This window comes from Adonisia turfae CCMR0081 (genome assembly GCF_011009555.1).
Classification (GTDB): domain Bacteria; phylum Cyanobacteriota; class Cyanobacteriia; order Phormidesmidales; family Phormidesmidaceae; genus Leptothoe; species Leptothoe turfae.
Genome location: NZ_QXHD01000004.1, coordinates 3,864,208 through 3,890,568, shown reverse-complemented (window position 1 = coordinate 3,890,568; position 26,361 = coordinate 3,864,208). Strand labels below are relative to the sequence as shown.

Annotated in this window: 25 protein-coding genes; 15 read left to right on the top strand and 10 right to left on the bottom strand. The window is 44.3% G+C overall.

What is annotated here, in order from left to right:
• Positions 1–344 precede the first annotated feature (344 nt).
• Positions 345–644 carry a 2Fe-2S iron-sulfur cluster-binding protein gene (locus DXZ20_RS20840; RefSeq protein ID WP_163700337.1) on the top strand — a complete coding sequence of 100 codons (300 nt, stop codon included), beginning with the start codon at positions 345–347 and terminating at the stop codon, positions 642–644.
• Positions 645–838: 194 nt separating this feature from the next.
• Here DXZ20_RS20840 and DXZ20_RS20835 read toward each other — a convergent pair whose 3' ends face one another.
• Entirely contained in the window at positions 839–1,510 is a 672-nt protein-coding gene (locus DXZ20_RS20835; RefSeq protein WP_163700334.1) for a tetratricopeptide repeat protein, read from the bottom strand.
• Between the two features lie 429 nt (positions 1,511–1,939).
• On the opposite strand from DXZ20_RS20835, the gene DXZ20_RS20830 reads away from it, so the two are divergent.
• On the top strand, positions 1,940–2,779 hold the full coding sequence (locus DXZ20_RS20830; protein ID WP_250565861.1) for a YwiC-like family protein: 840 nt from the start codon (positions 1,940–1,942) through the stop codon (positions 2,777–2,779).
• A gap of 19 nt (positions 2,780–2,798) precedes the next feature.
• Here the strand turns inward: DXZ20_RS20830 and DXZ20_RS20825 are convergent, their stop codons facing one another.
• The 8 genes from DXZ20_RS20825 to DXZ20_RS20795 all read right to left on the bottom strand — a co-directional run bounded on the left by DXZ20_RS20825 (position 2,799) and on the right by DXZ20_RS20795 (position 10,294).
• Entirely contained in the window at positions 2,799–3,752 is a 954-nt protein-coding gene (locus DXZ20_RS20825; RefSeq protein ID WP_163700331.1) for an FAD-dependent oxidoreductase, read from the bottom strand.
• A 149-nt stretch (positions 3,753–3,901) separates the two neighbouring features.
• Positions 3,902–4,261: a 2Fe-2S iron-sulfur cluster-binding protein gene (locus DXZ20_RS20820; protein WP_431732003.1), complete on the bottom strand. Its 360-nt coding sequence runs from the start codon at positions 4,259–4,261 to the stop codon at positions 3,902–3,904.
• Between the two features lie 69 nt (positions 4,262–4,330).
• A complete protein-coding gene (locus DXZ20_RS20815; protein ID WP_163700328.1) occupies positions 4,331–5,404 on the bottom strand; it encodes a chlorophyll a/b binding light-harvesting protein in 1,074 nt (357 codons plus the stop codon).
• Positions 5,405–5,527: 123 nt separating this feature from the next.
• Positions 5,528–5,785, bottom strand: a complete 258-nt coding sequence (locus DXZ20_RS37660) for a hypothetical protein (protein ID WP_250564790.1) — start codon at positions 5,783–5,785, stop codon at positions 5,528–5,530.
• 210 nt (positions 5,786–5,995) lie between these two features.
• Positions 5,996–6,505, bottom strand: coding sequence for a flavodoxin FldA (gene fldA / locus DXZ20_RS20810; RefSeq protein ID WP_163660204.1), 510 nt, complete (start codon positions 6,503–6,505; stop codon positions 5,996–5,998).
• Between the two features lie 281 nt (positions 6,506–6,786).
• The gene (locus DXZ20_RS20805) at positions 6,787–8,235 is read right to left on the bottom strand and encodes a chlorophyll a/b binding light-harvesting protein (protein ID WP_163700325.1); all 1,449 of its coding nucleotides are present in this window, start codon (positions 8,233–8,235) and stop codon (positions 6,787–6,789) included.
• A 136-nt stretch (positions 8,236–8,371) separates the two neighbouring features.
• Positions 8,372–9,436, bottom strand: a complete 1,065-nt coding sequence (locus tag DXZ20_RS20800) for a chlorophyll a/b binding light-harvesting protein (protein WP_163660208.1) — start codon at positions 9,434–9,436, stop codon at positions 8,372–8,374.
• A gap of 132 nt (positions 9,437–9,568) precedes the next feature.
• On the bottom strand, positions 9,569–10,294 hold the full coding sequence (locus DXZ20_RS20795) for a phycobilisome rod-core linker polypeptide (protein WP_163660210.1): 726 nt from the start codon (positions 10,292–10,294) through the stop codon (positions 9,569–9,571).
• A 714-nt stretch (positions 10,295–11,008) separates the two neighbouring features.
• On the opposite strand from DXZ20_RS20795, the gene DXZ20_RS38860 reads away from it, so the two are divergent.
• Complete coding sequence (locus DXZ20_RS38860) at positions 11,009–11,461, top strand: hypothetical protein (protein ID WP_489670947.1); 453 nt, start codon at positions 11,009–11,011, stop codon at positions 11,459–11,461.
• Between the two features lie 600 nt (positions 11,462–12,061).
• On the opposite strand, the gene DXZ20_RS20790 is transcribed toward DXZ20_RS38860, so the two are convergent.
• Positions 12,062–12,250, bottom strand: coding sequence for a hypothetical protein (locus tag DXZ20_RS20790; protein ID WP_163700322.1), 189 nt, complete (start codon positions 12,248–12,250; stop codon positions 12,062–12,064).
• A 540-nt stretch (positions 12,251–12,790) separates the two neighbouring features.
• Here DXZ20_RS20790 and DXZ20_RS20785 point away from each other — a divergent pair.
• The 12 genes from DXZ20_RS20785 to DXZ20_RS20735 form a co-directional block, all read left to right on the top strand.
• Complete coding sequence (locus tag DXZ20_RS20785) at positions 12,791–13,129, top strand: hypothetical protein (protein ID WP_163700319.1); 339 nt, start codon at positions 12,791–12,793, stop codon at positions 13,127–13,129.
• A 79-nt stretch (positions 13,130–13,208) separates the two neighbouring features.
• Positions 13,209–13,568 (top strand): hypothetical protein, encoded by a 360-nt coding sequence (locus DXZ20_RS20780; RefSeq protein WP_163659050.1) that lies wholly within the window; start codon positions 13,209–13,211, stop codon positions 13,566–13,568.
• Positions 13,569–13,670: 102 nt separating this feature from the next.
• Entirely contained in the window at positions 13,671–14,858 is a 1,188-nt protein-coding gene (grrM, locus tag DXZ20_RS20775; RefSeq protein WP_163700316.1) for a cyclophane-forming radical SAM/SPASM peptide maturase GrrM/OscB, read from the top strand.
• Between the two features lie 41 nt (positions 14,859–14,899).
• Positions 14,900–15,781 carry a hypothetical protein gene (locus DXZ20_RS20770; RefSeq protein ID WP_250565860.1) on the top strand — a complete coding sequence of 294 codons (882 nt, stop codon included), beginning with the start codon at positions 14,900–14,902 and terminating at the stop codon, positions 15,779–15,781.
• Between the two features lie 113 nt (positions 15,782–15,894).
• Positions 15,895–16,419 (top strand): 2OG-Fe(II) oxygenase, encoded by a 525-nt coding sequence (locus DXZ20_RS20765; protein WP_163700309.1) that lies wholly within the window; start codon positions 15,895–15,897, stop codon positions 16,417–16,419.
• A 211-nt stretch (positions 16,420–16,630) separates the two neighbouring features.
• A complete protein-coding gene (locus DXZ20_RS20760) occupies positions 16,631–19,396 on the top strand; it encodes a CHAT domain-containing protein (RefSeq protein ID WP_163700307.1) in 2,766 nt (921 codons plus the stop codon).
• A gap of 595 nt (positions 19,397–19,991) precedes the next feature.
• Positions 19,992–21,401, top strand: a complete 1,410-nt coding sequence (locus DXZ20_RS20755) for a phage tail sheath C-terminal domain-containing protein (protein WP_163700305.1) — start codon at positions 19,992–19,994, stop codon at positions 21,399–21,401.
• Between the two features lie 19 nt (positions 21,402–21,420).
• A complete protein-coding gene (locus tag DXZ20_RS20750; protein WP_163700302.1) occupies positions 21,421–21,930 on the top strand; it encodes a hypothetical protein in 510 nt (169 codons plus the stop codon).
• Position 21,931: 1 nt separating this feature from the next.
• Positions 21,932–22,288, top strand: a complete 357-nt coding sequence (locus DXZ20_RS20745; protein ID WP_163700299.1) for a hypothetical protein — start codon at positions 21,932–21,934, stop codon at positions 22,286–22,288.
• Positions 22,289–22,302: 14 nt separating this feature from the next.
• Positions 22,303–22,434 carry a hypothetical protein gene (locus tag DXZ20_RS38280; protein ID WP_264315260.1) on the top strand — a complete coding sequence of 44 codons (132 nt, stop codon included), beginning with the start codon at positions 22,303–22,305 and terminating at the stop codon, positions 22,432–22,434.
• Positions 22,418–23,959 carry a hypothetical protein gene (locus DXZ20_RS20740; protein WP_163700296.1) on the top strand — a complete coding sequence of 514 codons (1,542 nt, stop codon included), beginning with the start codon at positions 22,418–22,420 and terminating at the stop codon, positions 23,957–23,959. Before DXZ20_RS38280 ends, DXZ20_RS20740 begins: the two co-directional genes overlap by 17 nt.
• Before the next feature lie 2 nt (positions 23,960–23,961).
• The coding region (locus tag DXZ20_RS20735) for an MSCRAMM family protein (RefSeq protein ID WP_163703568.1) at positions 23,962–26,361 on the top strand (2,400 nt) is incomplete at its 3' end.

Sequence of the window (26,361 nt, the reverse complement as noted above, 5' to 3'; positions counted from 1 at the left end):
GCTCTACACTGGTCATTAGTGGCATTTCCTGACGACACCGTAAACACATCCAGTAGAGACCTGCTGCACGAACATGGCGCAGCAAATTCCCAGAACAGCAAGGACAGGCAACCATATGTTTCACCTTTATTAATAGGATTTATTCTCAATAATAGCGTATATTCATGAAAGTGACTTACCCTTAGAGAGTTGAGAATTACTCGCCAATAGATGTAGGTATAATCTACAAATCAGCATCCTGAATAGCTACAGCGAAATCATTAGTAATTTTTAATTTATGAGTTGATTATTGAGAAAATATTGCAATAATACGAGAGGAATATTTTGTTCTTTAAATAACGTACATGCAGACTTACAAAGTGAATCTTGTCAATGAAAAGTACGGCATCAATGCAATCATTGAGGTGCCTGAAGATGAGTACATTCTTGATGTTGCTGAAGAGGAAGGAGTTGATTTACCTTTTTCGTGTCGTGCTGGAGCCTGTTCATCCTGTGCTGGCAAAATTTTAGAAGGAGACGTTGACCAATCAGATCAGTCATTTTTAGATGACGATCAGCTATCTGCTGGCTATGCTTTACTTTGTGTCACCTATCCAATGTCTGATTGCAAAATTGAAACGAATTCGGAAGATGAATTGTACTAGTGATTTCAACGCCTAAGTATAGAGGCAATAGGATTAATATGCCGATAAAACAATTGTTTCTATACTCACATACAGGTATCGCTCTAATTGATTTATGCCGTTGCTGATTCAGGAGATAAATCGATGTAGTAAGATTTCCCTAAATCAGAATTTTTTAAATACCTTTTCCTGAGAATCAGCAACGCCAACTTCAGCTACTCTGAAGAAGTATTCTCATCATTTGAGTCCTCATCTTCGCCCTCACGGGCTTCTAGGGCAGCTTCTGCTAGGGCTAAATTTTCTTGAGCGGCTTGGAAATCAGGCTCAATTTCCAAGGCACGACCATAGGCAACAATGGCGTCTTCATATCGCTCTAATTCAAAAAGTACTGTGCCTAAGTTGTTGTGAGCCTGAGCGTAGTTAGGGTTAAGCTCTATCGCTTTTGCATAGGCTGCTACTGCCTGTTCTGCAGGCAGTAGATTACCCAGGTTTACATAGACCTCAGGCAAGTCTGGATCGATCTCAATGGCTTGCTCGTAGGCCTCAATGGCTTCTTCATAGTTCTCCTGAAATGCCAATACAGTGCCAAGATTATTATAGGTATCTGCACTATCTCCATTGATTTCTAACGCTTGCCGATAGGCATCTACAGCTTCTGCTGGCCGCCCTAATTGATACAGTGTAGCCCCCAAATTGTTATAGGCATCAGCATTTTGAGGGTCAATCTCAATCATCTGCTGCCAGGCCGCTGCCGCCGCTTCATATTCTCCGGAGCGATAAGCTTCTAAACCTTGCTGTGCCACCTCTTCAAGGGATTGGGCCAAGGCTGGCAGCGGATTTAAGAGTAGAGAGAATAAAAACAGTGGAAGGCATTTACGTAGGAGCATAAATGGATAGTCCGCTAGCTACCCTAGTAAGCATAGCAACTATTGACACTAGTTCTCAAATTTAAACCTGCTGGCCAAGGTATCTTGAATTATCCATAAATATCAAAGCTCTCTATTTCTGAACCTAAATAATTGTGATTATTGTTTCAAGTCGTGAGAAATATAGTTAGCTTTTTGCCATTCCATAGTATATCCTTAATAGGAAGAATTCTCATGTAAGTAGATCTGGCATATCTCAAAGTGCAAAGCCTGGATATTAATGTTTGATTGAGTTTTTTCTACAGCAAAATACTGCTGCTAAGCATGGAACAAGTTTATGTGGCAGGTGATTTAAGGGATGAATGGCCCTGGCACAATTGCTTGACATCAGAGGATTTCTCAGGTTAAGCCTTCCAAAAATTAGCAACGCCAATTTTATTACTTCCTTCAATGATGACCAGTTCTCAAGTAGCAACTTTTTCGATCTCCACATCTCGCGCAGGAAGTACTAAACCTATTTATTGGCCCACATTTTCTCCTGAGCATGGAGTGTTGTTGGTATTGGCTGGAGCTTTACTAACCGGTGCTTCTCTTGCTCAAACATGGACATGGGAAACTAGCCTGGCTTGTCTGGGTGCTTTTTTAGGATTACAGGCCGAACATCCCTTAGTTGTACAAATTAAGCAACGACGAAGTTGGAAACCGCGATATTTATTGTGGGCCGGTATCTATGGCGGGATTGCGATCGCAATTGCCGCCTACCTTACTTATCGTCATCCAGTGTTGTTATGGATCTGTAGTGGGGGTGTCATCGCCATGGGGTTCGACATGGTCGCTGTGCTACGGCGACGACAAAAGAGTATCGATACTGAGATGCTGATGTTTGGAGCCATATGTATGGCCACGCTGTTTATCTATGGCACCAATACAGGCACCATTACCCTTCAGGCCATAGGACTATGGGTACTCAATACTCTCTTTTTTGCCAGTGCGGTTTTTACTATAAAGCTACGCAAAGTAAAAACCAGTTCTCTGACCGGTAGTTTGGTGTATCACAGCATTGCGATCGTAATAGCTGCAACACTTTACTTATTAGGCTGGTTATCTTTATTTACAGCTCTTACCCTGGCAGTCGCGTTACTCAAACTCGCCGTTGTTGTTTTACTACGAGACTGGTATTGCAACTGTCGGTTTGAATATATCGCCCGGTTCGAAACCTACTTTGCCCTCACCTATACGGCCTTAGCCTGTTTAACCGTGTTGCCAGAGTATTTACCTGCACCAACCTGAGGGATTTATTTTAGCTTGACTATGTGTGATCCCAGTCGGGCTTAATAGACTTACGACGGTTGAGAAAGCGATCAATAGACATTGCCGCCACACAGCCATCTCCTGCTGCTACAACAGCTTGCTTAAAAGGCGTATTGCGAATGTCACCAATGGCCCACACACCGTCTACGGAAGTGTTCATCATCTCATCTACTTTTACCCCGCCGTCCGGATTAAGGGCAATCTGACCATGAATAAAATCTGTGATCGGTTTGGAGCCACTCTGATAGATAAAAACACCCTCTACAGGTAGTTCAATAGGAGATTGATCCAGCGGTTTAATGTTTATACCGTTAACCCCCATGATGTCACCCTGCACATTCAGTAAACGAGCACGATTCCAAGGTTTGACATTGCCCATCTGCAACAGTTGCTGACTATGCACATCATCCGGCTTAGGCACTTTAGGCGTAATCCAATGAACAGTAGACGCAAATTTAGTCAGTACTTGAGCTTCTTCTAGTGCCTCCAGGTTAGAGCCCACAACAGCGACTTCACGATCCCGATAAAAGGCCCCATCACACGTAGCACAATAGCTGACACCTCGGCCTAAAAATTCAGCCTCACCAGGAAATGAAGCTTTTCGCCCCATAGCCCCTGCTGCCAATACTAAAGCTCGCCCTACAAAAGTTCCTTCGGGAGTATAAGCTTTTTTTAGTGGTCCCTCAACATCAATACTAAAGACCTGAGATCGCTGATAACCAGCGCCATAGGCAACAGCCTGATCGCGCATCATATCCAGTAAAGCACCACCACTGATATCACCAGCTACACCAGGATAATTGGCGATTTTATGGGTAATGGCCAAGGCTCCTACAGCTGGATTTTTATCCAAAATAATAGTCTTTAAGTCAGCGCGAGCTGTGTAGAGTGCGCAAGCGCATCCTGCTGGACCGCCACCAATAATAACAACATCAAACTCATGGGTTTCCACAATACCAGTCCCTCAGAAATATTTGAAAGTAGAACAGTACTCCAACAACTGTTAAGCTACCACCCCACCTGGTTCTAGACCTGTATCTGCGTCAATAGCATTTTATGTATTGGCGTAAGGAAGAGAAATCGACATATAGTGGGAAGGCCTTAACTACCTATAGCTATAAATGGATAGTTCTGCTCTAAAACACCGCCCTCCCAATCAATAGCAATTGTACAGTCGGAGAGCGCATAAGCACGACACAACAATACACCCCCCTCAGCAATTTGAGCGTCATCTAAAAGCGATTGCTCTGTCTGATCAAGATCACCGATCAAAAGTTTACCAACACAAGCATCACACATGCCTGTCCGACAGGGCAAAGGAAGGTTCAAACCCATTTCCTTTGCCGCATCTAATATGGAGTGATCTTCCGAAGCCTTCAATGTGGTCTTTTGGCCCAAGCGGTCATTTTGTAGAGTAACGTTATACCAATGCATTAACTTAAAACCATATCTAAATGTCAAAAAAAACTCATCTCCACCAGGTAGAGATGAGTCGGCATGGATCTAGAGGAATCCATAGTTGAGAAACCGCTAGGCAACGCTGTTCAATCCTATGGCCAAGGCGACGACCAATATGGTAGCAAAACCAGCCATGGCTGCTTCATAGTAAGAAGACTCACTGAAGCGGCCACTTCTCTTCTGACCAAGCAGATTATGCCACACATGGCCACCCAGAAAGACCACGGCCAAAACGGCTTGCAAGACCACTGTTTCTAATCGATTATCTCCAAAAATCTCAATGGGATAAACCAGCTCATTGAAGACAAAGAAGATAGAAATCAATGCCATCAGGCCAACACCAGCAAGACTGTAGGACAAAATGACATGGCCATCATAAATAAACTTTTCTCGGAACCAACCAAATGGGGCACGCACCGTATGCCAAATGCCTCCAGAGATACAAATGACAGAGATCCAAAGATGACCTCCTACTAAATCTGGAAGGTTATCCACCGCTGCCATCCCCATGGGATCCCAACCATGGCGAGTGAAGCCGAAAAGATAACCCAATATAACAGCTGGATTGGTGGTGGCATTCTCAACAAGATGAACAGAGCCTGCTAGAGGAGCGTAAATACCACCAAAACGAGTAGCTTTAAGAACAAATAATGATGCGGCAAATCCTAAGATAATTAAATGTTGCCCTAGGATAAAGCTTAGGGTTTCCGGATTACTCCACAATCCTTCTTCCTTGGCCATAATCCTGTCATCGCCCACTGCATAGTTAGTAGATTGCTTGTTAAACACATGGAACAAACCACCCGCAGCTAAAACAGCTGATGATGCTAAGTGGAGGATTGCGATCGCAAACCAAGCCTCTATATTATCCGTGCCCCAACCCAAATTAACCAGACGGGGCAATAACAATAGCCCTTGATCTGCCAGGGGCACATCAGCAACGTAGCGAGAAATTTCCAACAGAGTAAATGAACCTGCCCAGAACATAATCAAACCAGCATGGGCTAAATGTGCACCCAGCAATAGCTCAGTTCGATTAATTAAACGGGCATTACCCTGTAGCCACGAGAAATCTCTAAGCTGAGATAAACTACTAGAGCCATCGACTCGATTAACAGCTACATCTAATGTTGGTTGAGATTGCATTATTTAAGCCCCTATCTAAAAAACTTGCACATTAATGACGTTGGGAGATATGGGGGGAACGATTAAAAAGTTTTGCCGCTTGCTAGACTCTTTGCACCTTAACCTCCACGCCTAACCTTAAAACTATCGCTTAACTAACTCTTTAATATGCTGATAGGTCGGCGCAGATTGAGAACAGAGTTTTCCACACCTGGGAGAGCTAGAAACATAATCAACACAATCGATAGCTTCTTCAGTCAAAGCAGACACGGGATGGACAGTACATTTCAGTCGGTAATCTCCCGTAAAATAAGCACACCGACTGCAAGGAATCTGATGTAATCGTCTAACATAGTTAGCACCCTGTTTCAAGGTATGAAGCATCCGCCAGATGCAAAACATTAAACCAGCGCCGATTCCAATAATCACTCCCACACGGCCTACTGCATGTAGAACCAGGGCGATAACATTCATGAAACTAAAAAAGAGAGAAAACGCAGAGTCAGAGAGAGAGTCAGTCAATAGTCAAGCATTTATGCTAATAAAAACCGATGCATCAGACTATTGACTGAATTAGGAAAAGCTATCTACAGAGAGGAGTAATAAGATAGCTTAGAGCGACATTTCTTGTTTAATTTGAGCAGTCCAAGTCTTGATACGACTCTCAGTCTTGTCAGACTCATTGTCATCATCAAGAGCTAAGCCACAAAACTTGTTGCCATCACGAATTGCCATGGAAGCCTCATGGTCATAACCGTCTGCAGACCAATAGCCGACAGTTTTACCACCTAGACTAGCGATTTTCTCCTCTAGCTGCCCCATGGCATCCATAAAATTGTCTGCATAGCCAATTTGATCACCTGTCCCCATGTAGGCAACAGTTTTGCCACTGAAATCAACGTCATCTAGATCGTCGAATACAGCAGCCCAATCATCTTGCAATTCACCAATATTCCAGGTCGGGCACGCAATGATCAAACACTCATATTCAGCTAGAGCACTTGCGTCCTCAATTTCAATAAGATCCACTACTGAATCACCACCCAATGCTGCTTGAACCTGCTCAGCAGCATCAGCGGTCTTACCTGTAGTAGACCCATAAAACAAACCTACTTTGGCCATAACGACTCCCTTAATCAAGTCAAAAGAAAGTGGAGACTATAATGCGACGGAACTATAGTCTCCTTGGCGAATTCCCGTCCAATTGATAATCAAAGTCAATTAGACTTGTCTCTAGATGAGTATACATGGAATTCAGTTATTGAGAATAATTCTTTTTAAAAGAAGTTGGAAAAAGTGTGGAAGCATAGCGCTAATTGCCAAGAGAAGCCCATATACCTGCGTTGTCTCATGGCCTTTAACCCGTAGGAAAGGCTTACGGGTTAAAGACCGTTGGGATATATCTACAAAGTCATTAGCAGATCACCGTTACTAACAAGCAGATAGGCAAATAGAGCCCCTCCAGCACCACCCACTAAAAAGCTAGTAGCAAACTGGCTCCAGCCATCAGCAGACTTAAGGTTTTCAGGAAGCTCACCAGCGATCGGCTTATTCGGGACAAAGGCGGCCCTACCGTAGAGCGATAGTCCCAGGGTCAGAATCACCACTAAACCACAGGCAGAAAGCAAGCCAGCAAGATCGGCTAGATCGGTATTGCGCAGTGGCCCCAAAATGGCAAAAGGCCCAAATAGGAAATATCCATGGGCCATGCCAATTTCTAGCCCGCGGGAAAAGGGAGACAGCCCCTGGCGATAAATTGGCAAATTATTAATCCACAGCAGGCTTAAATCAGAGCTGTTGAGAGGCGTATTCATGGTGCCCACCTCTGGGTTATAGCTGAGCACAAAATCCCCTCTTCCAAAGCTATAGCCTTGAGCCTGAGCCCTGGCTCGAATAGCGTGCCATAGATGCCCGGCCAGCAATAGACCGCCAAAGGCAAAATGAAACGCTGCCAGCCAGGTGCGTACGGGAATGATGTCCGCATTACCTAAGAAACCCAGTGGACCATAGAACACTTCTGGATACGCCGTGTCATTCACGGTGACAAAATAGCCGGCAAAAATGCCCATGTAGGCCAGGGCCCCTAGGCTATACGACAAATAGGCTTCGCCGTTATAAACCAAAACTTGTTTAGCCCAGCCAAAGGGGCGAGTGGCAATGTGCCAAATGCCTCCTAGGACACACATTAAGCCAACCCATAGGTGGCCGCCGACAATATCCTCAAGATTATCCACCGCTGCCATACCGGCTTCGCCATGGGAACCTACCAGGTAACCAAAAATTTCTCCGGCACCTAGGGTAGGGTTATTCACCACCCGCATCGCACCTAGCTCAGGGTCATATAAACCACCCCAGAACATCACCTTGGCCACTAACAACCAGGCACCTAACCCCAACAAGACTAGATGAATTCCAATGATGGTGGTCATCTTGCGATCGTCTTTCCAGTCATATCCAAAAAAGCCCGCAAAAGAGCTGTCTTGCTTAAGCTGATCTGGACCTAGAAATGAGTGATAGAGACCACCTGCACCCAACACAGCTGAGGCCACCAAGTGGAACATACCAACGGCCAAAAACGGATATGAGTCAACGATTACGCCACCCTCACCAACGCCTAAACCATAGGTGGCCAGATGGGGAAGCAAAATGAGACCCTGGTCATACATGGGCAAATCTGGGCTATAACGAGACAGCTCAAACAGGGTCATAGCCCCAGCCCAAAGGGTAATAAGCCCAGCATGCGCCACATGGGCTCCCAGAAGTTTGCCAGAAAAGTCAATGAATCGAGCGTTACCAGCCCACCAGCCCACACGCTGGGAAACTGGTCGACTACTAATTGCAGTTGCAGTCATGATTTACCTTTTAGTGTTTTTTAGTGTTGCTAATCCTCGGAACGAGTTAACCTGAACGCCCCTGATCAGCAGCCTGCCTTTCAGATCGATTCATTCTTCTCAATCAGCAACAGCATTTCGTTTATTGACAGGATGCTTAGCCCTTGAGCTGACTAATAGCCATCTGTTCAGTCGGAGCAGCAACACGTCCACCGACGTTCTCAGTCACTTGACCTTGATTGAAGTTAAAACCAGCGGCTCTGAGGGCGTGCCAAAGATGTCCTTGTAGGAAAAAGAACCCTAACCAGAAATGAGCATTTGCTAACCATTCCCGTGATGAGTAGCCATCTACAGGAGAAGTACTCACAAAATAAGGAACTCGGTCAAATTCAATAGTCAACGTAGGACCAAAAAAATCTGTAGGAAATACTAAAGAGTTAACAGAGACAAACAATGTGGCCACAAACGCCATCAGACTGAGTGCTCCCAAGCTATAGGCCAGGTATGCTTCACCTGAAAACACAAACAGCTGTTTTACCCACGCTGCAGGCTTACTGGAAATATGCCACAGACCACCTAAAATCAGCACAATACCGATATACAGGTGACCACCCACGACATCCTCAAGATTATCCACACCCGCTAGCCAAAACTTACCTGCGAACAGATAACCAAAAATTTCAGCCGGATTGGTGTTAGGTGTAACCGTATGCACGGACTGCGTTAGAGGATCGTACAGGCCACCCAACAGCATGGCCTTGGCCACCAAAAGCAATGCACCACCACCAAGCAGCACCAAATGTGACCCCAAAATTTGGGTCATCTTATCGCCATCGCTCCAGTCATAGGCATAGCTACCCCCCAAAGTTTCAGGACCTTTGAGGGTGTGGAAAATCCCGCCAAATCCTAAAAAAGCAGAACTAATTAGGTGCACAGCCCCCACAACAAAGTAAGGGTGACCATCCACAATCGTGCCGCCATCTCCCAAGCCGTAACCTAGACGAGCAAGATTAGGCAGCAAAATAAAGCCTTGCTCATATAGAGGACGGGCGGTGTCTAGACGACTAACCTCAAATAGAGTAATCAATCCAGCCCAGAGCACAATCAACCCGGCATGGGCGACATGGGCACCAAGCAGTCGCCCCGATAAGTTCACCAGTCGAGCATTTCCCGCCCACCAAGGCGGTGAACCCGCTGCGCTGGTTGCAACAGACGTTGTCATAGTTATGAGTCCTGTAGTCAAAAAGTGAACCTTATTGACATTTAAAGTCAATAAGGTTCAAGTAAACTCTAGTTCATTCTCAGATTATTGAGAATATTTCCTTTTTTAAGTTTTATGTCATTCCATGGCGGCTCAAGACGAAGCCATGGGCACAAACGCAATTAGATAAAGTGCTGCAAACGTCATTAAACTAACAACAACATAGGGCAAGGGAGACGCTGGAGCCTTGGGGAATTCCCACCAACTAGGCACTAAAGGTCGTGCCACATAGTCATATCCCAACTCCATCAGCTGTTCTAAATGCCCTAAACCATAGCGAGACATTCGTGCAAACGGCAGTTCTCCAACTGCACGCTGAGGCAAAATTCTTCGACGCTGGTAGGGGACGGTATCGTCCCCAAACGTATTTAAATATTCATCACTATCTAAAAGCGCATCGATAAATCCTGTCAAACCTTTAGTAGCTAGGACAATTGACCAAGCTCTGGACTCAGCTTGACTATAAATATCTCGGCCTAACATTCGTTGCACACAAAGCTGAACGAACCGATAGTTGTTATTACAGTCATATACATAGCGACGAAAACTATCGGCAGTCACCAATCCCCGAATAAAATCACGGACGGTAATTTGACTACTCCTAAGCTGGGATTCTAAAAAACGCTGACGATTGTGGGCAATTGTCTGTTGTTCATTAAAAATCTGTCGATAAGCCGCATAGATTAACGCATCTATTTCTAGAGCGTTAGGTAGAGTATTAGTTGAGAAAATCTTAGGGCTTTCTTCATTGCCAACCCCTAAGGCAGCAACTCTAATGTTTTGAGAAGTAGGATTGTAGGCCAATACAGGGATAGTCATTAGTCAGTCTCCTAAAGTAATAGTTGTGTGTTTGATAACTATTTAATGACTCGTTGCTTAGTCAATTACATCCAAAGCTTTGCTGGCTATACGCATTCCAGTAAACACATTAGCAAGGCGTTTGCGGCAAGAAAGTTTTAATCACGCAGGAAACAACCTGGAGATAACCTCCAGGTTGTCTGACCAGATATAAAGGCTACCTGATACAACACTAGGCTAGTCCTATAACAACATTAGATCAACAGGTTATAAACAAACTCATAAGAAAATCTCAACACAGCCATTTAAAGATTGCTCAGATACAGTAAAGACCATTAGGGAATTGCCCACACATAAAGTCCCAGGCTAGGATTGTGGATGGGTAGATAAAAAGATGAATGTGTTTGAGAAAATACTAGATAATAAGCATCTAATTAAATATCCATAGGTGTTTTCAAAAGATTCTCATTAGTGTTGAAAAATATTTTTAAGGTAGAATATTAAATACGCCTAGGCCCGAACTTTAAATACTATCTTTCATAAGATGAAATGCCATAAGATCAATAAATACAGGCATTTTAATATATCTTTTATATCTCCTATAATTCGTTTAGCTCAACCTCGCAGGAAAACATTTACAGGCTAATTACTGGGAAATAACTATCTACTTATTGATATATAATCGCAATAAGTAGATAGTTGTCAACTTTGAGTTGAATTTGATTTTTCTGTTTTATGAATGCTAGCGCTCAAGATCTGTCCATTAGTCTGACACGTAAAATTGCTAATGTTACTGTGATGTTTAGAGCTGAGTTTCCAGTAGCAGTTCCTGATCTAAGCCCATGGCTTACGGATGACATCACACAACAACAGATACAACCTTCCTCTATTGATTTGAATTTTGTATCACCACAAACATCAAACTTGCTTAATTGTCGATGTGTTTTTCTGCAGATTCTTTTTTCGGATGCTGTGTTAGAGCCTACATGTCGTTTTATTGGCATTGAAGCATCAGGACATGACTACCAGGGAAAATGCTGGACATGTTCAACGGTAACAAATTGGCAATTCGAAGGTAGACATGTTCCTGAGGATCCTAACCAGAAAAAAAGGTTTATCCATCTCTTGGAACAGATTCTCACCCTATTCAACTATCCTACGGCTTTATCTCGGTCAATCTTGGACTAGGATTCTATTCTATAGTTGCCCGCCTAACAATCATAGGTCGGAGACATCATCACCATACACTTGCATAGTGATGATGTCTTCGATAACTGCGACGGCTTCGCTGTCGACAGCTATGAAAAATAATAATAAGTTTGCATACCTGAAAATTAAGGTATTTGGAATAACTTTGCCATGGCAAAAAACAATGAAAATTTTGCACTCCATGGATTGAATCTCAATAGATATTGACACTCAAGCGTTACTCTTTATGTACCTTATCAGTCTTCAAAAGGCTATAATTCTCTTTTTTTATTCTGCTTACTTAAACAGATTTTTCAATGTTATCGATATGTGACTCGATCCAAAGCACTGGTAAAAATAACAGGAATAATCTTTATCCTTTCAGAACTTTGTAGTTGTTTGCATAGTTCATTGCCTGTTATTTGTGCATGCACAAATAAATTATTTCTTGTATTAGTACGACCTGCTTCACTTGTAAGCATTCCCTTCGACTTTGCTCAGGAGATGCTGGCTGGGAGTGTTGGCTTGACTTCGCTCAGCCAACGGCATATCAAGGACGGCTACCTTCACTTAGAAATTAACATTAAGTTCTTCGGCCAGCTAATTGAGTCCCTGGCTTAAAAGTTCTACGTCAGGCTCATGGGCCTGATGGTTCAGCAGCTCAATCAAGCCGGTAATGAGTTGATTACTACGCTCCAGATGGCGTCTTGCGCTACATTCCCCTGGCAGCCCTTCATGACGGTCAGCAGTAGTTGAGTGCCTGTAAAACAGTGGTGGGTAGTGCGGCACTGGGTAATAGCCTTCGCTCCCTATAGTTTTTTACCTCTAGACCCTCTTTACATAACTCCACAAAACTGAATAAGTTCCAGCCTTCTAGATCTAAGGGGTAATGCCCCCTTTGAACTGAAGCAATTTTATCCATGCATTCTTTTACGAAACTATTTAGCTTGGCGAATATCACTACAGCAGTGATATTCGCCCCTTGGTTTCTAGGATTCCTTAAAGTAAAAACCAGCTGAATTGCAATAGCACAAATCTTACACACGTTCGACAAAAATTATTCTTTTGAAAAATCAGATATGGACTCCTTACCTGTCGAGTCTTGGCACTGATCATGGAATTTCCCATCCTAGATTTTTTAAAAATCAAGAAAAAATAAAAAAATATTTGCCAAATCAAAATTACCTTTATTGTAAATACTTGAAATCAGACAAAGCGTCCAAAAAAAGCCATTGAATAGGTCTATAAATATCCATGGATCTAATAAATTCTAGACTTAAACTCTTAAGTATTTTAGCCATTTCTGGGCTAATTTTGGGAGCATTATCTATGCTATCAACGGCTGCATTTGCAGAATCTTCAAAAGTTTCTATAAACGTAGAAATGCGGCTTCAAAGAGTCAGAAATGTCTGGACAAAACAGACGAATTCAGATGCTTCTGAATTCACTGTCAAGTCAGAGTCCAACGAGTCAAGTAATACAGATTTAATTATCAAGCAGGGAAATGAGTCAGATTGGAATAACTGGGACAACTGGGGTAACTGGGACAACTGGGTCAATATGGCTGGCGATAACTGGGATAACTGGGATAACTGGGCCAATATGGCTGGCGATAACTGGGATAACTGGGCCAATATTACTTGGGGCAACATTACTAGCGATAGCTGAGACAACTCGTTAAACCACAAATAATACGAACAAAGTCTCTAAAAATAGTCAAACAATCATCAAAAATAAGGAAAAAACGATGCATCCAAAACTCAAACTCTCAGCTATTCTGCTAGGTGCCAGCATTATTGTGGGAACATTGACAGTTCTCTCGACAGAGGCCTTTGCAGGATCGTCGGAAACACTTGGCAATGTAGAAGAACGTCTTCACAGAGTGAGAATATCTTTGCTAGAGGACCCTCAAAGTCGATCTTCAGAATCAAGTGGCATATTGGAGCAAACTGAGCAGACGAACGTGGATTCCACTCCTGAACAAGAAGAGGTCGCTCAGAACTGGTATAACTGGGATAACTGGGGAAACTGGAGCAACTGGGATAATTGGGGAAACTGGAGCAACTGGGATAATTGGGGAAACTGGAGCAACTGGGATAATTGGTAACTGGAGTAATCATTTAAAACAACTTAGAAAATTAACTGAGGAGCCATGGGTGCTGCAATATTTAGGCTCCCAACTTTTGATATCAACAAGGTTTTATCCACCATGCATGCTTGTTTCCCTCAAAATCCTCAAAATCCTGCAAAAGGCAGGCAGCAGTTTGGCCCCATTAAGCTAGTAGTCATTCAACCAACTACTTTTTGCAACTTAGACTGTAGCTATTGTTATTTGCCTAACAGGCAACAAAAGCACAAATTTTCGCTTGATTTGCTGGAGCCCATTTTCCGAGAGGTCTTTTCCAGTCCTTTTTTATCCGATCAATTCACAATTGTTTGGCATGCGGGTGAACCCCTCACTATGCCAATCAGCTTTTATGAAGCCGCAATTGGTAAGATTCAGGAGCTATCAGATCAGTACAACCATAGAGCCTGTAGATACTCTCATTCTTTACAAACGAATGCGACCTTGATTAATCATGCATGGTGTAGCTTCATTAAAAAACACAAAATAAAAGTTGGCGTAAGCTTAGATGGCCCTGCTTTTATCCATGATGTTCATCGCGTCACTCGGAAAGGATTAGGAACTCACGCTGCCACGATGAGAGGTATCGAGCAGCTGAAAAAGAATCATATTGATTTTTCGGTGATATCAGTCTTGACTGAACAATCTTTAAGCTACCCGGATGAACTCTACCATTTCTTTCTAAGCAACGGTATCTACCGTGTCGGTTTTAATGTCGAAGAGATTGAGGGTAATCACCAAGATTCTTCTTTGAATACACAAGACGCTGATGATAAATATTTCAGCTTTATGAAAAGATTTTACTCGCTGACATCTCAGCCAGGTAACAGGCTGAAGGTTAGAGAGTTTGATCGCCTTAGGAGAGCGATATGTAATCCTACTAAACAAGCAACCCAAGCAACCCCCCTGTCAATACTTAGCTTTGATTATGCTGGGAATTTTATGACATTCTCCCCAGAGCTTCTATCGCTTGATAGTGTTGACTACGGAAAATTTATTTTGGGAAATATTAGGTCAGAGTCTTTGAACACAATTGCTGACAACCCAAAATTTCAACGAATTAACCATGACATTCAATCGGGAGTCCATCGTTGTCGGCAGCAGTGTGAGTATTTTTCGTTATGTGGAGGGGGAGCACCTGCGAATAAATATTTTGAGAATGGCTCCTTTAATTCCACAGAGACAATGTATTGTCGCTACACGCAGAAAATATTGACTGATATTTTACTCACGGACATTGAGAAACAGATGGGGATACGCGGGGCTGCCTAACGTACCAAGGATTTTAGTATCTCAGCAATGTTAAAAAGAACATGGGACATCTTAGCAAAACTGTCAAAATTATTGACTGTAATCCAGAACCTTGCTGCCATAAACCACGATTTCTTCTCAGTGATGGTATGATGCCGACCCATGAGACTTCCTATCATCAAAGTTATGTCGAGAATGCATTTATTCCATCTAACACTTGGCGAGAACCTACAAGTTTAGAAGAAGATGTGATGTCTTTAAAGGACGGTGAGAAATTACCTGCTTACGGCCAATATGTTGGCATCTTTAAGGTAACAGATTCTATGTTGAGTCCCTTTGAAGATATGGGGGTATCTTTTGCTGTAACCAAGCAAGACTGTCACTTTTTATGGTCTCAGGAAGGATATAGGCAAGCGATTGAGAATTTAAACTCCCAATTGAGTCCTTTTATCTTGTCTGTTCGAAACTATAAAGTGCACCCGTTGACAGTGAATGCTCCTGGCCTGAGGACGGTGACCTACAATCGAGAAATCGGAAAATATATCGGTTTACATTTGGATAGCTGGGATAAGCTGCCGCTGGGAAAAAGGCATACTGGCACCAATCGCATTTGTCTTAACCTAGGGCTTGAGGATAGATATTTCCTCTTTGTGGATCTGACGTTACTGGAGATAGCGCAGAGAATTGACAGTCAATGTCCTGTCTCTAAAAAAATGAGTGCAGCTAGTAAATCTGAATGGGTTAGACAGCAATTCTTCAAGCAATATCCTAGGTACCCAATTGTTAAAGTGAGAGTTGCTCCTGGTGAAGCATATATTGCACCTACAGAAAGTATCATTCATGATGGCTGTACATTAGGCAAAAAGTTTGCCGATGTTATTTTAACGATTCGTGGACATCTAAAGCTACCTAACAGTCTTTTGCCTAGAAAGATAGTAATCTAAGATGCTCTAAAGTTATGAGACTATTCGTGGCTAAATTCTGATTGTGTCAATATTAATTGCTTGAAACTTTCTTGTTCTGTCCATTGCTTAGAATAATAGTGAAACAGATTAGCATGAAGCCCATCATGGATGGTGTTTGGGAAATTCCTAATTTCTTATCTCCAGAAGAATGTATGGTGATAATTCTCAAAGCAGAAATGTTGGGCTTTAAGCCTGCACAGAAGAGAAGTTCAGGGCGATATAATCAAGAGGTGCGTTTAGAAGAAACTACAATTTTAGGTACTTTAGCCATGAGGCTAATTAATTATTTATCTGATGATGGGGCATGCCAGTTGCAGCTGGCTGATTTGGGTGATCTGCTGGAATGTTACCGATATGATGAAGGAGAATATATTGCCCCCCATTCTGATGCCCACAAGAAGCTTAAGTCTGGGTTTTTATCGAACTTAACCTTGATTGCCTACCTGAATGATGACATACAGGGGGGTGAAACATATTTTAGTGAGTCTAAAATGCCTATTGTTCCTAAACTTGGTAAGGCAGTGATTTTTAAGCAGGCACTGCGCCATGAAGGCGCTAAAGTATTACGGGGCACAAAATATATTATCCGTACCGATTTAGCTTGTGCAGGTCTATAGAACGAAATAAATAACTCACTGATTTATGGCAATGGAGCTAGCAATGTCCGATCTCAACAGAGCTATGACGAGACATGTCATAGCTCCAGCGTTTTTGCCTATGTCTTTCCACTCTCTTTTCCCTCTTGCCGAAAGATTCCATAAAGGTGAATAAGCTTTTCTGTTTAGGCTTATATACTAATATCAACTCTAGGACTGGAGCTGACCCTCTATGCCTCATTCACTACATCTGCTTAATTTTGTTGTGGCTACTGTGTTGATGTTACCTGCTCTCCAACTGCGGGGAATCTCTCAAGAATCACAAGAATTTACTCCTTCAAAGCTAAAGCTTGCAGAGCAAAACAAGGAGGTTATTATCGCACAAACTGATATGAAAGATGAGTTGGAACTCGAAGGTCAGCTAACAGATGACTCTGCCTCAACTAGCTATCAGGTCAGATCGATTGCTGTTGATATATTTCAAAGAGCTAAGCTGATTTATTCAGCAGGTGATCTAACAAATGCACTTTTGGAGTTTGAACGGGCCTTAACACTTTACAAAGAAGAAGATTCAGCTCTTTACAGGGTAGAGACATTACTGTATATCAGTGAAATTCATCTCAATCAAAATCGATATAATGAATCTTTGGAGATATCGCAACAAGCTTTTTCTTTAGCTCAAACGTTACCTAATTCATTACAATCTGATTTTTTTTCAGCTAGTTCATTAATTGTAGCCGGTAGTGCTTTATCTCAGATGTCAAAATATGAGGAAGCACTAAATATGTGGGAGCTATCTTTAAATTTAAATCAAAGTATTAATGATCCTCATATCAATTCCTCTATTTTAGTGAAAATAGGCTCGGTGTATGCACATGGTCTTGGACAGTATGAAAAAGGAATCAATATTTGTACACGGGCGTTAGATATTGCTAAAGAATATCAAAATACTCTGTGGAGTTACTATATTCAAGCTTCTAGCCTAAATTGTATTGGACTTTCCTATAACGGACTGGAGAATTTTGAAGAGGCTTTTATCTTCTTTCAAGAATCATTAGAGACTGCTAGACAATCTAATGATCCATTTGGAGAGTTCACGGCTTTAGTAAACCTGGGTTGGAACAAACAGGCTCGTGGAGAATATGAGCAGGCAGTTGTTTTCTTTCAACAGGCAATATTAACTATCCAATCAACTGGTGATTTAGTTTCTGAGGCTTTTGCAATTGCCAACTTGGGCTATTCTTATGGACACATAGGACAATATGAGCAAAGTATTGAGCTATTACAGCAGGGATTATCAATTATCCAATCCACTGACTTTCGCTATGCAAAGTGGAGAATACTTCGAGGGTTTGGTGTTGTTTTAGCGTTACAAAATAAGCCTGAACTAGCTATTATCTTCTACAAGAAAGCTGCTAATATTACGGAAAGTATCCGAGAGGATATTGGTGGACTGGACTTTGAAATTCAACAATCATTTCTTTCAACAGTAGCAGATGATTATCGGGTCCTTGCCAATTTACTGTTAGAACAAGGTCGTATTCCTGAAGCCCAACAAGTGCTCGATCTCTTGAAGCTGGAAGAAATACGTGAATTCACCCGAACCACTCGTGCCACCTGGACAGGTACCGATCTGCAATACACCAAAATTGAACAGCCTGTTGTGGATGCCCACGGTAGCCTGATTGCCCTGGGGCAAGAAATCTATGCCTGTCGGCAAATCCGTTGCGGTGATCTAGAAAACTTGCGTGAGCAGCAACGAGTGCTGACGGACAGCTATGAAAAACAAGTGTCTCAATTTGAAGCTGCGATCGCAAGTAATGACCAAGAAGACGACCTCTTTCAATCCCCCAACAGCCTCAGTGACGATGCCTACAAGCTGCTACAGGCCAATCCTGATGCGGTCTTGATTTACCCCTTTGTGACTGACGATAAACTGTGGCTCCTTTGGGCCGCCGCAGGCGGTTCAGTCGGTAGCGTCCCCGTAACAGTTTCCCGAGGGGAATTATCCACAGTCGTCCAGCAATTTGGGGCTCAGCTTACCGATTTGAGCTTCCCTGCAGAGGTGCAAGCAAGCAGTCAGCAACTTTACCGTTGGCTGATTGAACCGCTCGAAACCGAACTACAGGCCAACAACATTCGTCAACTTATCTTTGTCAATGACCGCGTGACTCGCTACATTCCCATGGCCGCCTTGTACGATGGAGAACAGTATTTGCTCGAGCACTACACGATCTCCACGGTCATTGCCCCTGCGATTACAGATACCGAAGCTACCCTGGTAGGGATTGATGAATCAGTCGCTTTGGGATTGGGGCTAACTCAAGCTGTCTCAGGATTTAATCCGCTCCCGGCGGTTGCGCAGGAACTGGACGCCATCATTCGCAGTGATGATGCTGACCCGAGGGGTATTTATCCAGGCCAGGTCTTTCTTGATGATGACTTTACCCTAAAGGCCCTGCAAGCCAATGTTGAATTCCGGCAAATTCTACACATTGCCACCCACGCAGAGTTTGCCCCCAGTCGACCCGAAGATTCGTTTATTGTTTTGGGGAATGGCGATCGCATGAAGATCCAAGACATCGAAGTGATGCAAGAAAGCCTAAGGGATTTGCATTTAGTTGTGCTCTCTGCCTGTAAAACCGCCCTGGGAGGGACCGCCGGTGACGGTACCGAAATCGCCGGGATCAGTTCCTACTTTCTGGCAGCTAACCGTGCAGAAACCGTAATTGCCTCACTTTGGGCCGTTAACGATACCAGCACTAGCCTGTTGATGCAACGCTTCTACGAGTTTCTTGCCTCTGGCGAACTTACTAAAGCTGAGGCACTGCGCCAGGCCCAACTAAGTCTCCTCTACGACGAAGATACCGAAACTCGCCTTGCAGCCACCCGCGCCACGATCTCAGTTGAATCTCGTGATGGTAACCCCCTGGCTACTAATGGATTCCAACATCCCTATCACTGGGCCCCCTTCATCCTCATTGGCAATGGGTTGTAATTCCTCCAGGTGAACTTACCCAACCTGAATTTCCAGAGATTAACATAATGGCGGTACCGGTAGGAGAGATCTCGCTGTTGGTAGGCCAGGAGAATACGAAGTAATACACAGAATAAAGAAATATATACTACTTTGAATTTTTGGATGCGGTTTCGTCCTTGAATCCATCACTTAAAGTATAAATTTATAGTTAGATGTAAGTGATTATGCGCATGAAAATCACAAGATTAGCTTACATGAGAGATTATTTTTTTTAGCTGCCTAGTTAATTCATTACTAATCATCACTAATAGGAGCAGTATGTACAACTTTCGACGAAGGCATTAGGCTTTCAATCATTTTATGTGAATCTAGATTTCCGGTGGCTCTTGAAGAAATCAAGAGTTACAAAAAGGTTGTATATCACGGTAATAGCTCAAATTAGTAGCTCCAAAAGATTCTATCGCTTAACAACGCTAGATAGATTGGTGATATTTGGATCACTCTTCTTGTTCTATTAAGTTACTGTTTGAGTAATTCAGAATGGTCAAGATTGCTGAATTTTTGAACTGCGTAGATTCAGATTTTGAAGATCGCGCCTCCAGGAGAGGAAACTATGTCAGAAATGATTTTGCCAGGGACTTACATTGAAGTACGTGCTGAGGGGCTGATTAGTGCTGGGAGAATCTCTACAGGCAATATTGGTATTGTGGGAACAGCCTCAAAAGGGCCTGTCAATCAGCCAGTTTTGATTAGTAGCCTGGCTGAAGCCAAGGAAGAATTTGGTGAGGGCGATCCCAGTAATGCTACGCTGATGACGGCGCTGGAACTCATCTATAAAAATGGTGGTCGAACTGTCTATGCAGTTCAGACAGGGCAGAAGAGTCAATACACCTTTAAGGTAGCTCAGGACGATGGAAAAACAAAACCCGTATTAACATTACAAGCACGAAAGTCAGAAGACGCAAACAATTTAAAGATCAAGGTTAGTGATGCGCCGAAGGACTCAGAAAACGGTGACGCCAGCAAATCGCAACCCATAGATAAAGCCTCTAAAAAAGTTACAGTCAAGCTTTTTGAAGGCAACAAGATAATAGAAACTCACACTGTCACCAGTTTTCAAGATCTTGTAAAACAAGTGAATGCCAAGGATGACAGTCGAATCAATGCAGTTGATTTAGATGAGGGCTCGAAAAAGGATCTACCCCCCACAGTTGATGGAACAGAGGGTAAATTTGAAGGTGGCCAAAACATAAATTATAAGGATGGCTTACAGGCTTTAGAACAAGAAATAGTTAATATTGTAGTGCTTGCAGGACAGGATGTTACTCAGAAAGATATGTTGACTGAGCTAACGGGACATCTCAAAACAACTGCTGGAATCAAGCGTGAGAGGATTGGAGTAATCGATGCTGGCAAAATTGATCGGGTAAAGGGAATGCCAGAAAATGTCCCTGAAGATGATCGATTAATTGTGGTGGCACCTGGTGTTTTTCTTAAATCGTCTGATAAATCATCTGATCAAGTATCTGGTAGTTATCTAGCCGCTGCTGTTGCAGGCTTGATTTCTTCTTTGCCGGTACAAACTAGCCCTACTAACAAACTCTTAGTGCTTAAAGGTTTAACGGCAAATTTCAACAGCAGTCAGCTTGAAAAATTGGTGCAGAATCAAATCCTTGCTGTAGAAAAGCGCAATGGATTTCGGATTGTTAAGGGGGTGACTACCAATAAAGGAGCTTGGAAACAAATTACTACTCGACGCATTGTGGACTATGCCATCTATGGTGTGCGCTCTAGCTGTGATCCCTACATTGGTAAGCTGAACAATACCCGTGTGCGCAGTGCGATGAAGGCAACACTGGATGGTTTTTTGACACGCATGATTGATAACGAGGCCTTAGTTAGTTATCAACTAGACGTCTCTGCGACCCGTGCTCAGGAAATTGCTGGAGAAACCATGGTGACGATGACATTAAGGCCTACGTTTAGTATCGATTTTGTCAAAGTAACGATGTATCTCAGCTAATTAAAGGAGATGTTTCATTATGCCAAATGCAAATGTTTTTCGAGGCTCTGATGCATCGCTGGTTTTAGCCGTCGATGATATTGAGTCTGTAGAAGGTCAGTTCGCGGAAAGCCTGATTGAGAATTATGAGTTTTCTAATGTGGTTGGTCGTTTGCAAAATGTACAGGTGCGGGTTGAAAATGAGCTACGTCCATACCATGAGCTAGGTAAGCGATTCGCAACAGAATTGCGTCCAGGGAATATTAATGTGTCTGGTGTGGTCGAACGGGCTCATATTAATGGTGCTTTGATTCGTCTGTTGCTGGGGGATGGGGCAACCAGTCCACCGCCAACGGGCACCATTGCGCAACCTTCTTTCAATATTGTGATTAATCTCAGTAATCCGGCGATTCCAGATAATACCAATACCTTAACGGTATTTGGAGTCAAGTTTGAGAGTTGGAGTTTTAGCTTACCTGAGGATGATTTTGTGATGGAGTCCGCAACGTTTAAGGCGTTGCGCATTAGTGCTGAAGAGGTAGGAGGTTAGGGTGGCCTTGGTTGAAATAACACCTGATGAATTACTGGCAGGGGCGGCACTGACTTTTGATGTCGTTATTCCCAAGAGTATCTTGCATCCCCAGGGACAATCCCAAAAGGTTGAGGTCAATGATTCATCACTCACGGTTCAGTTACGACCGCTGACAGTTGGTACGTTTCAGCTGATTATGAAAGCCGCTCGTAATGATGCGGGGCTGATTCCATTGTTGATGATTAAAGAGTCTTTGGCTCAACCAACACTCTCTTTAGAACAGGTTAAGGGAATGCATTTGGGATTGGTTAATTTTTTGATTGCCCAAATTCGTCACATTAGCGGACTCGGAGAAAAAAAAATGCCTCTGCCTTAACACAATCATCGCTAGTGCGATCAAGCTATCGATTAGCCCGTGCCTTTGGCTGGACTCCCCAACAGTTGCAGGTGATGACCATGGGACAAATTTCCCTTTATCTTCAACTTTTAGACGAAGAGGCTGAGCATGAAAGATCCCTCTGACCATTTAACGACGCTGGGTAATGCGTTACGACAGAAGTATCAATCGCTTTGGCCCTGGTCATTAGATACCTGGTGTTCCCACGGGTTAGGGGATGAGGATTTGAGTAGTTTTCATCATCTGGAACAAGATATTCAGGAGGTATTACAAATCTGTGAAGAGCTGACTCAGCTTGAAGCGTGGTTAACGGCTCCATTTTTTCCCGTCCAGAGTAACCCCATTAATGGACAGCAAGATGTTGGTTTTCGGTACTCCGATGTCTCTAGTGCCGTTACTTGGCCACATGAATTGAAACCAAATAGCGATATCCAAAGTCGGGCGACTGTCGATAGAAGTCCGCCTATGATGAGTGATATATCTGCTCCCTCAAAATCAACTGACTATAAGTCACGACAATATTCATATCCTGTTTTGCCTCAGTCCAGTGATGGTGTCAATCCAGCGTCTTGTTCGGGGCTATCAAAAACACAACCAGAATTCAGCCACCCAATCGCTAGAGAACGGGCTAATCAAGTCTTCATACCACTCAAAAATGAAAAAGGTGAGCAAACTGGTAGTCTGCCAGTCACGAGGTTTGATCACAAAAATATATCTCAAGCAAGCTTGGATAAAACGTTTTCCAAACGGATTACCTCAACTCACTCAACTCACTCAACTCAACTTAGGCCGACAGAAACGTTGAATGTTGGTGCCGTTGGTGCAGCTGAACAACGAGTGCCAAACCAGCAACAGGATGCTCAAATCAGCATTCTGGAAAATTTGCCAAACCAATCAACTTCCCCGTCAACAAAGAAGCCTTTTGAATCGACTCAGTCCCAACCTTTGGCCACTCTCTCTTCAACTGTAAATAATCAAGCTATAAAAGATCAGATTTACACCTTACCAACGGTTAATGAGTCTCATTCCATGCCCCCAAGTATTCAGACTCAGGCCAATACTGCCAATACTGTTGATGCCCAACCGCTGAACTCAGAGCAGCCTGTCTCTACAGTGTTCACCCAAGCACCCATCAAGGATCTATCGGCGTTTGCCAATTGGCTAGATCATTCGTCTATTGAGTCTCCACAGGTTGATCAGTCTGACGATTCTTATGTGAGGCCACATCTTAAAATTCCGTCTAACGGTTCAAAAGTTAATCAGCAAACGTCTACAGCGTCTGTTGACTCAACTTCTGAACGTGAACGTGAGACTCTGTCCTCGCAGTGGCCAGAACCATTAGGGCATCAGCAATCAACACAGTTTCCAAGGGGCACGATGCCAGCGATAAACTCTTCCGAGCCAAGGCCAATCACACCAACCAGTCCTCTTCAACCGCAACACTCGACAGACATTTCCCCAACGGACATACACGCTACCCAATCGATAGAGTCTCCGGTAGATTGGCCAGCCGATTTCTCAACCATGTCCTCTGCATCGTCAGTACCATCGACAGATATCTTGCCTCTTGAGCCCCTGGATTTAGAGGAGGTCATGGCGGCCATTTCTGCAGAAATCTCCCGTGAATACCATCGATTTTATGGAGACTAGCTATGCCGATTGAACTGGCCAAAATCCAGTTAGATCGGGTCCACAAAGTGGATACTCTGGAGCGGGCTGCCCTAGTTCATCATCAGGTGCCGGGCCTAGAAGGGAATATCACCCAAAATCTGGGGCGTAATTCCGTTCGATTGCAGATTGAAGGGATCTTTTATGGCACGTCTGCCGAAGAGGATTTGGAGACCCTTCGAAAAGCGTATAAACAACGGGAGCCCGTTGACTTTCTGGCTGACATTGTTGGTAGGGCCTATTTTAGCCAGGTGGTCCTGGAGCAATTTGATGTGTTGCAAGCCGCCCAGGCTCCTGAGCAATTCAGCTATCGGCTCACCATTGCCGAGTATGTGCCCCCAAAGCCATCCACCATTGCTGACGCAGCTGCGGTCGATCAGGCAATCCAGTCCCAGGCGCAGCTCTTGTTGGATGTCGCCACCCTACCGGAGGCGCTGAGTATGGGCAGCTTGCCTGCCCTGACCAACCCCGCTGAGCCGCTGCAAGGAGCCCTCAATCAAATCACCGTCGCCACAGAAGAGCTGCCAGCTGTTGCTGATGGCTTAAGGGGCCTGTTGGACCTCAAAATCGAACCCGTTCAGCCCCCAGCACAAGAAATACCTGAACCGCCTGAGCTCACTTTAAGTTGGCAGCCTAAACCGTCACTCCAGACGTTGCTTGAGTCAGGGGTGCCCATTGAACGTCTATTGCAGTCCGGTATTTCGGTCAACGAGCTATTAGAAGCCGGGGTAGCGATTAGCGATTTACTGGCCGCTGGGGTGTCAGCCAAGGCGCTGTTACAAGCCGGGGTGACCGCTGAGACCCTATTACAGGCAGGTGTAACCGTTGACGCCCTGTTGGGGGCTGGGCTATCGGCTGAGCAGGTGCTCAAAGCGGGCGGCTCGGTGGAAGATTTATTGGCTGCTGGGCTATCGGTTGAGGCACTGCTGAATGCGGGCGCTACGGTGGAAGACCTGCTGACCGCAGGCGTGCCAGTTAGCGATCTGTTACAAGCGGGTGTTGCCCTAGACGAGCTACTCACCGCTGGGGTGGGGGCAGATGTGTTGTTGGCTGCCGGAGTCTCAATGGAGGATCTGACAGCGGCTGGGGTTGACCCAGAACAGCTTAAGGCCCTGACCCAACCGGGTGATTTGCCACCCGTAGAGACTGCTCAGATAGTTTTGTTATTGGTGGATGAAGCTGGTAATGCGATCGCACATACAGCCTATGAACTTCTCTTGCCCGATGGCACCCGTCAATCGGGTCAATTAGACGATCAGGGGCGCGCCCAGATCGAAGCACGGTTAACAGAAACCTATAGCCTGAGTTTCCCCGATCTAGATGCAGCGGATTGGGAACTGTTGACCAGCGAAGCCAGTGAACAATCACCTGATCGACTATCCGAGAGTCCATCGCTCGATCAACCTGTAGAGAGTCCCGCTGATGGATCACCTGTAGAGTCACCTGAACCCAATGCTCAGGTACGTATTACCCTGGTGGATGATGTGGGTCAGCCATTAGCCAATTTACAATATGTCTTGAGCCAGGTGGGCGAGACTGTACGCGAAGGCACGTTAGATGCCCAAGGGCGAATCCGTCTTGACGATCTGTTAGTCGGAGCTTATGAGATTAGTTTCCCTGAATTAGATGCAGACGATTGGCAGCTAACGTCAGGGACTCCCAATCCCACAGAAGATACACCCGTTGCCCCTCCCGCAGACACATCCAGGGATATTCCCACAGACTCTCCAGATGTAGCAACGCCTTCTGACATCGCCAGCATTACCCTGAGTTTGTTAGACGATGTGGGTCAGCCACTGGCTGATGAGACCTATGAACTCACCAGTCCGGATGGCACTGTGCAAACGGGCCAGTTAAGCCCTCAAGGAGAAGCAACCCTTGAACAATTATCCATCGGCACCTATGGGCTAAGTTTCCCGAATCTGGATGCGGCTGATTGGGAATTGCTGCCCAGTGAAGCGATTGATCCACACCCTGGGCTGCCCGTTGATGATGCTCCCATTGATGATGGCTCCCCAGAATCGCCTGCCGAACGTCCGGTGGATAGAGATTCATCTGAAAGCCCTGATGCCGTTGGCTCTCATGCTCTGGTGAACATTGTCCTGGTGGATGATGCGGGTCAGCCCATGGCCAATGCACGATATGTGCTCAGTCAGTCAGGTGAGACCGTGCGAGAAGGCACCTTAGATGCCCAAGGGCATATCCGTCTTGACGATCTGTTGGTCGGAGCTTACGAGATTAGTTTCCCTGAGTTAGATGCAGACGATTGGCAGCTAACGTCAGGGACTCCCTCCTCCATAGAGACCCCTACAGAAACGCCAGTCCCTCCAGCGACTGACCCCACCGACATATCCCGGGACATTCCCACAGACTCTCCAGATACA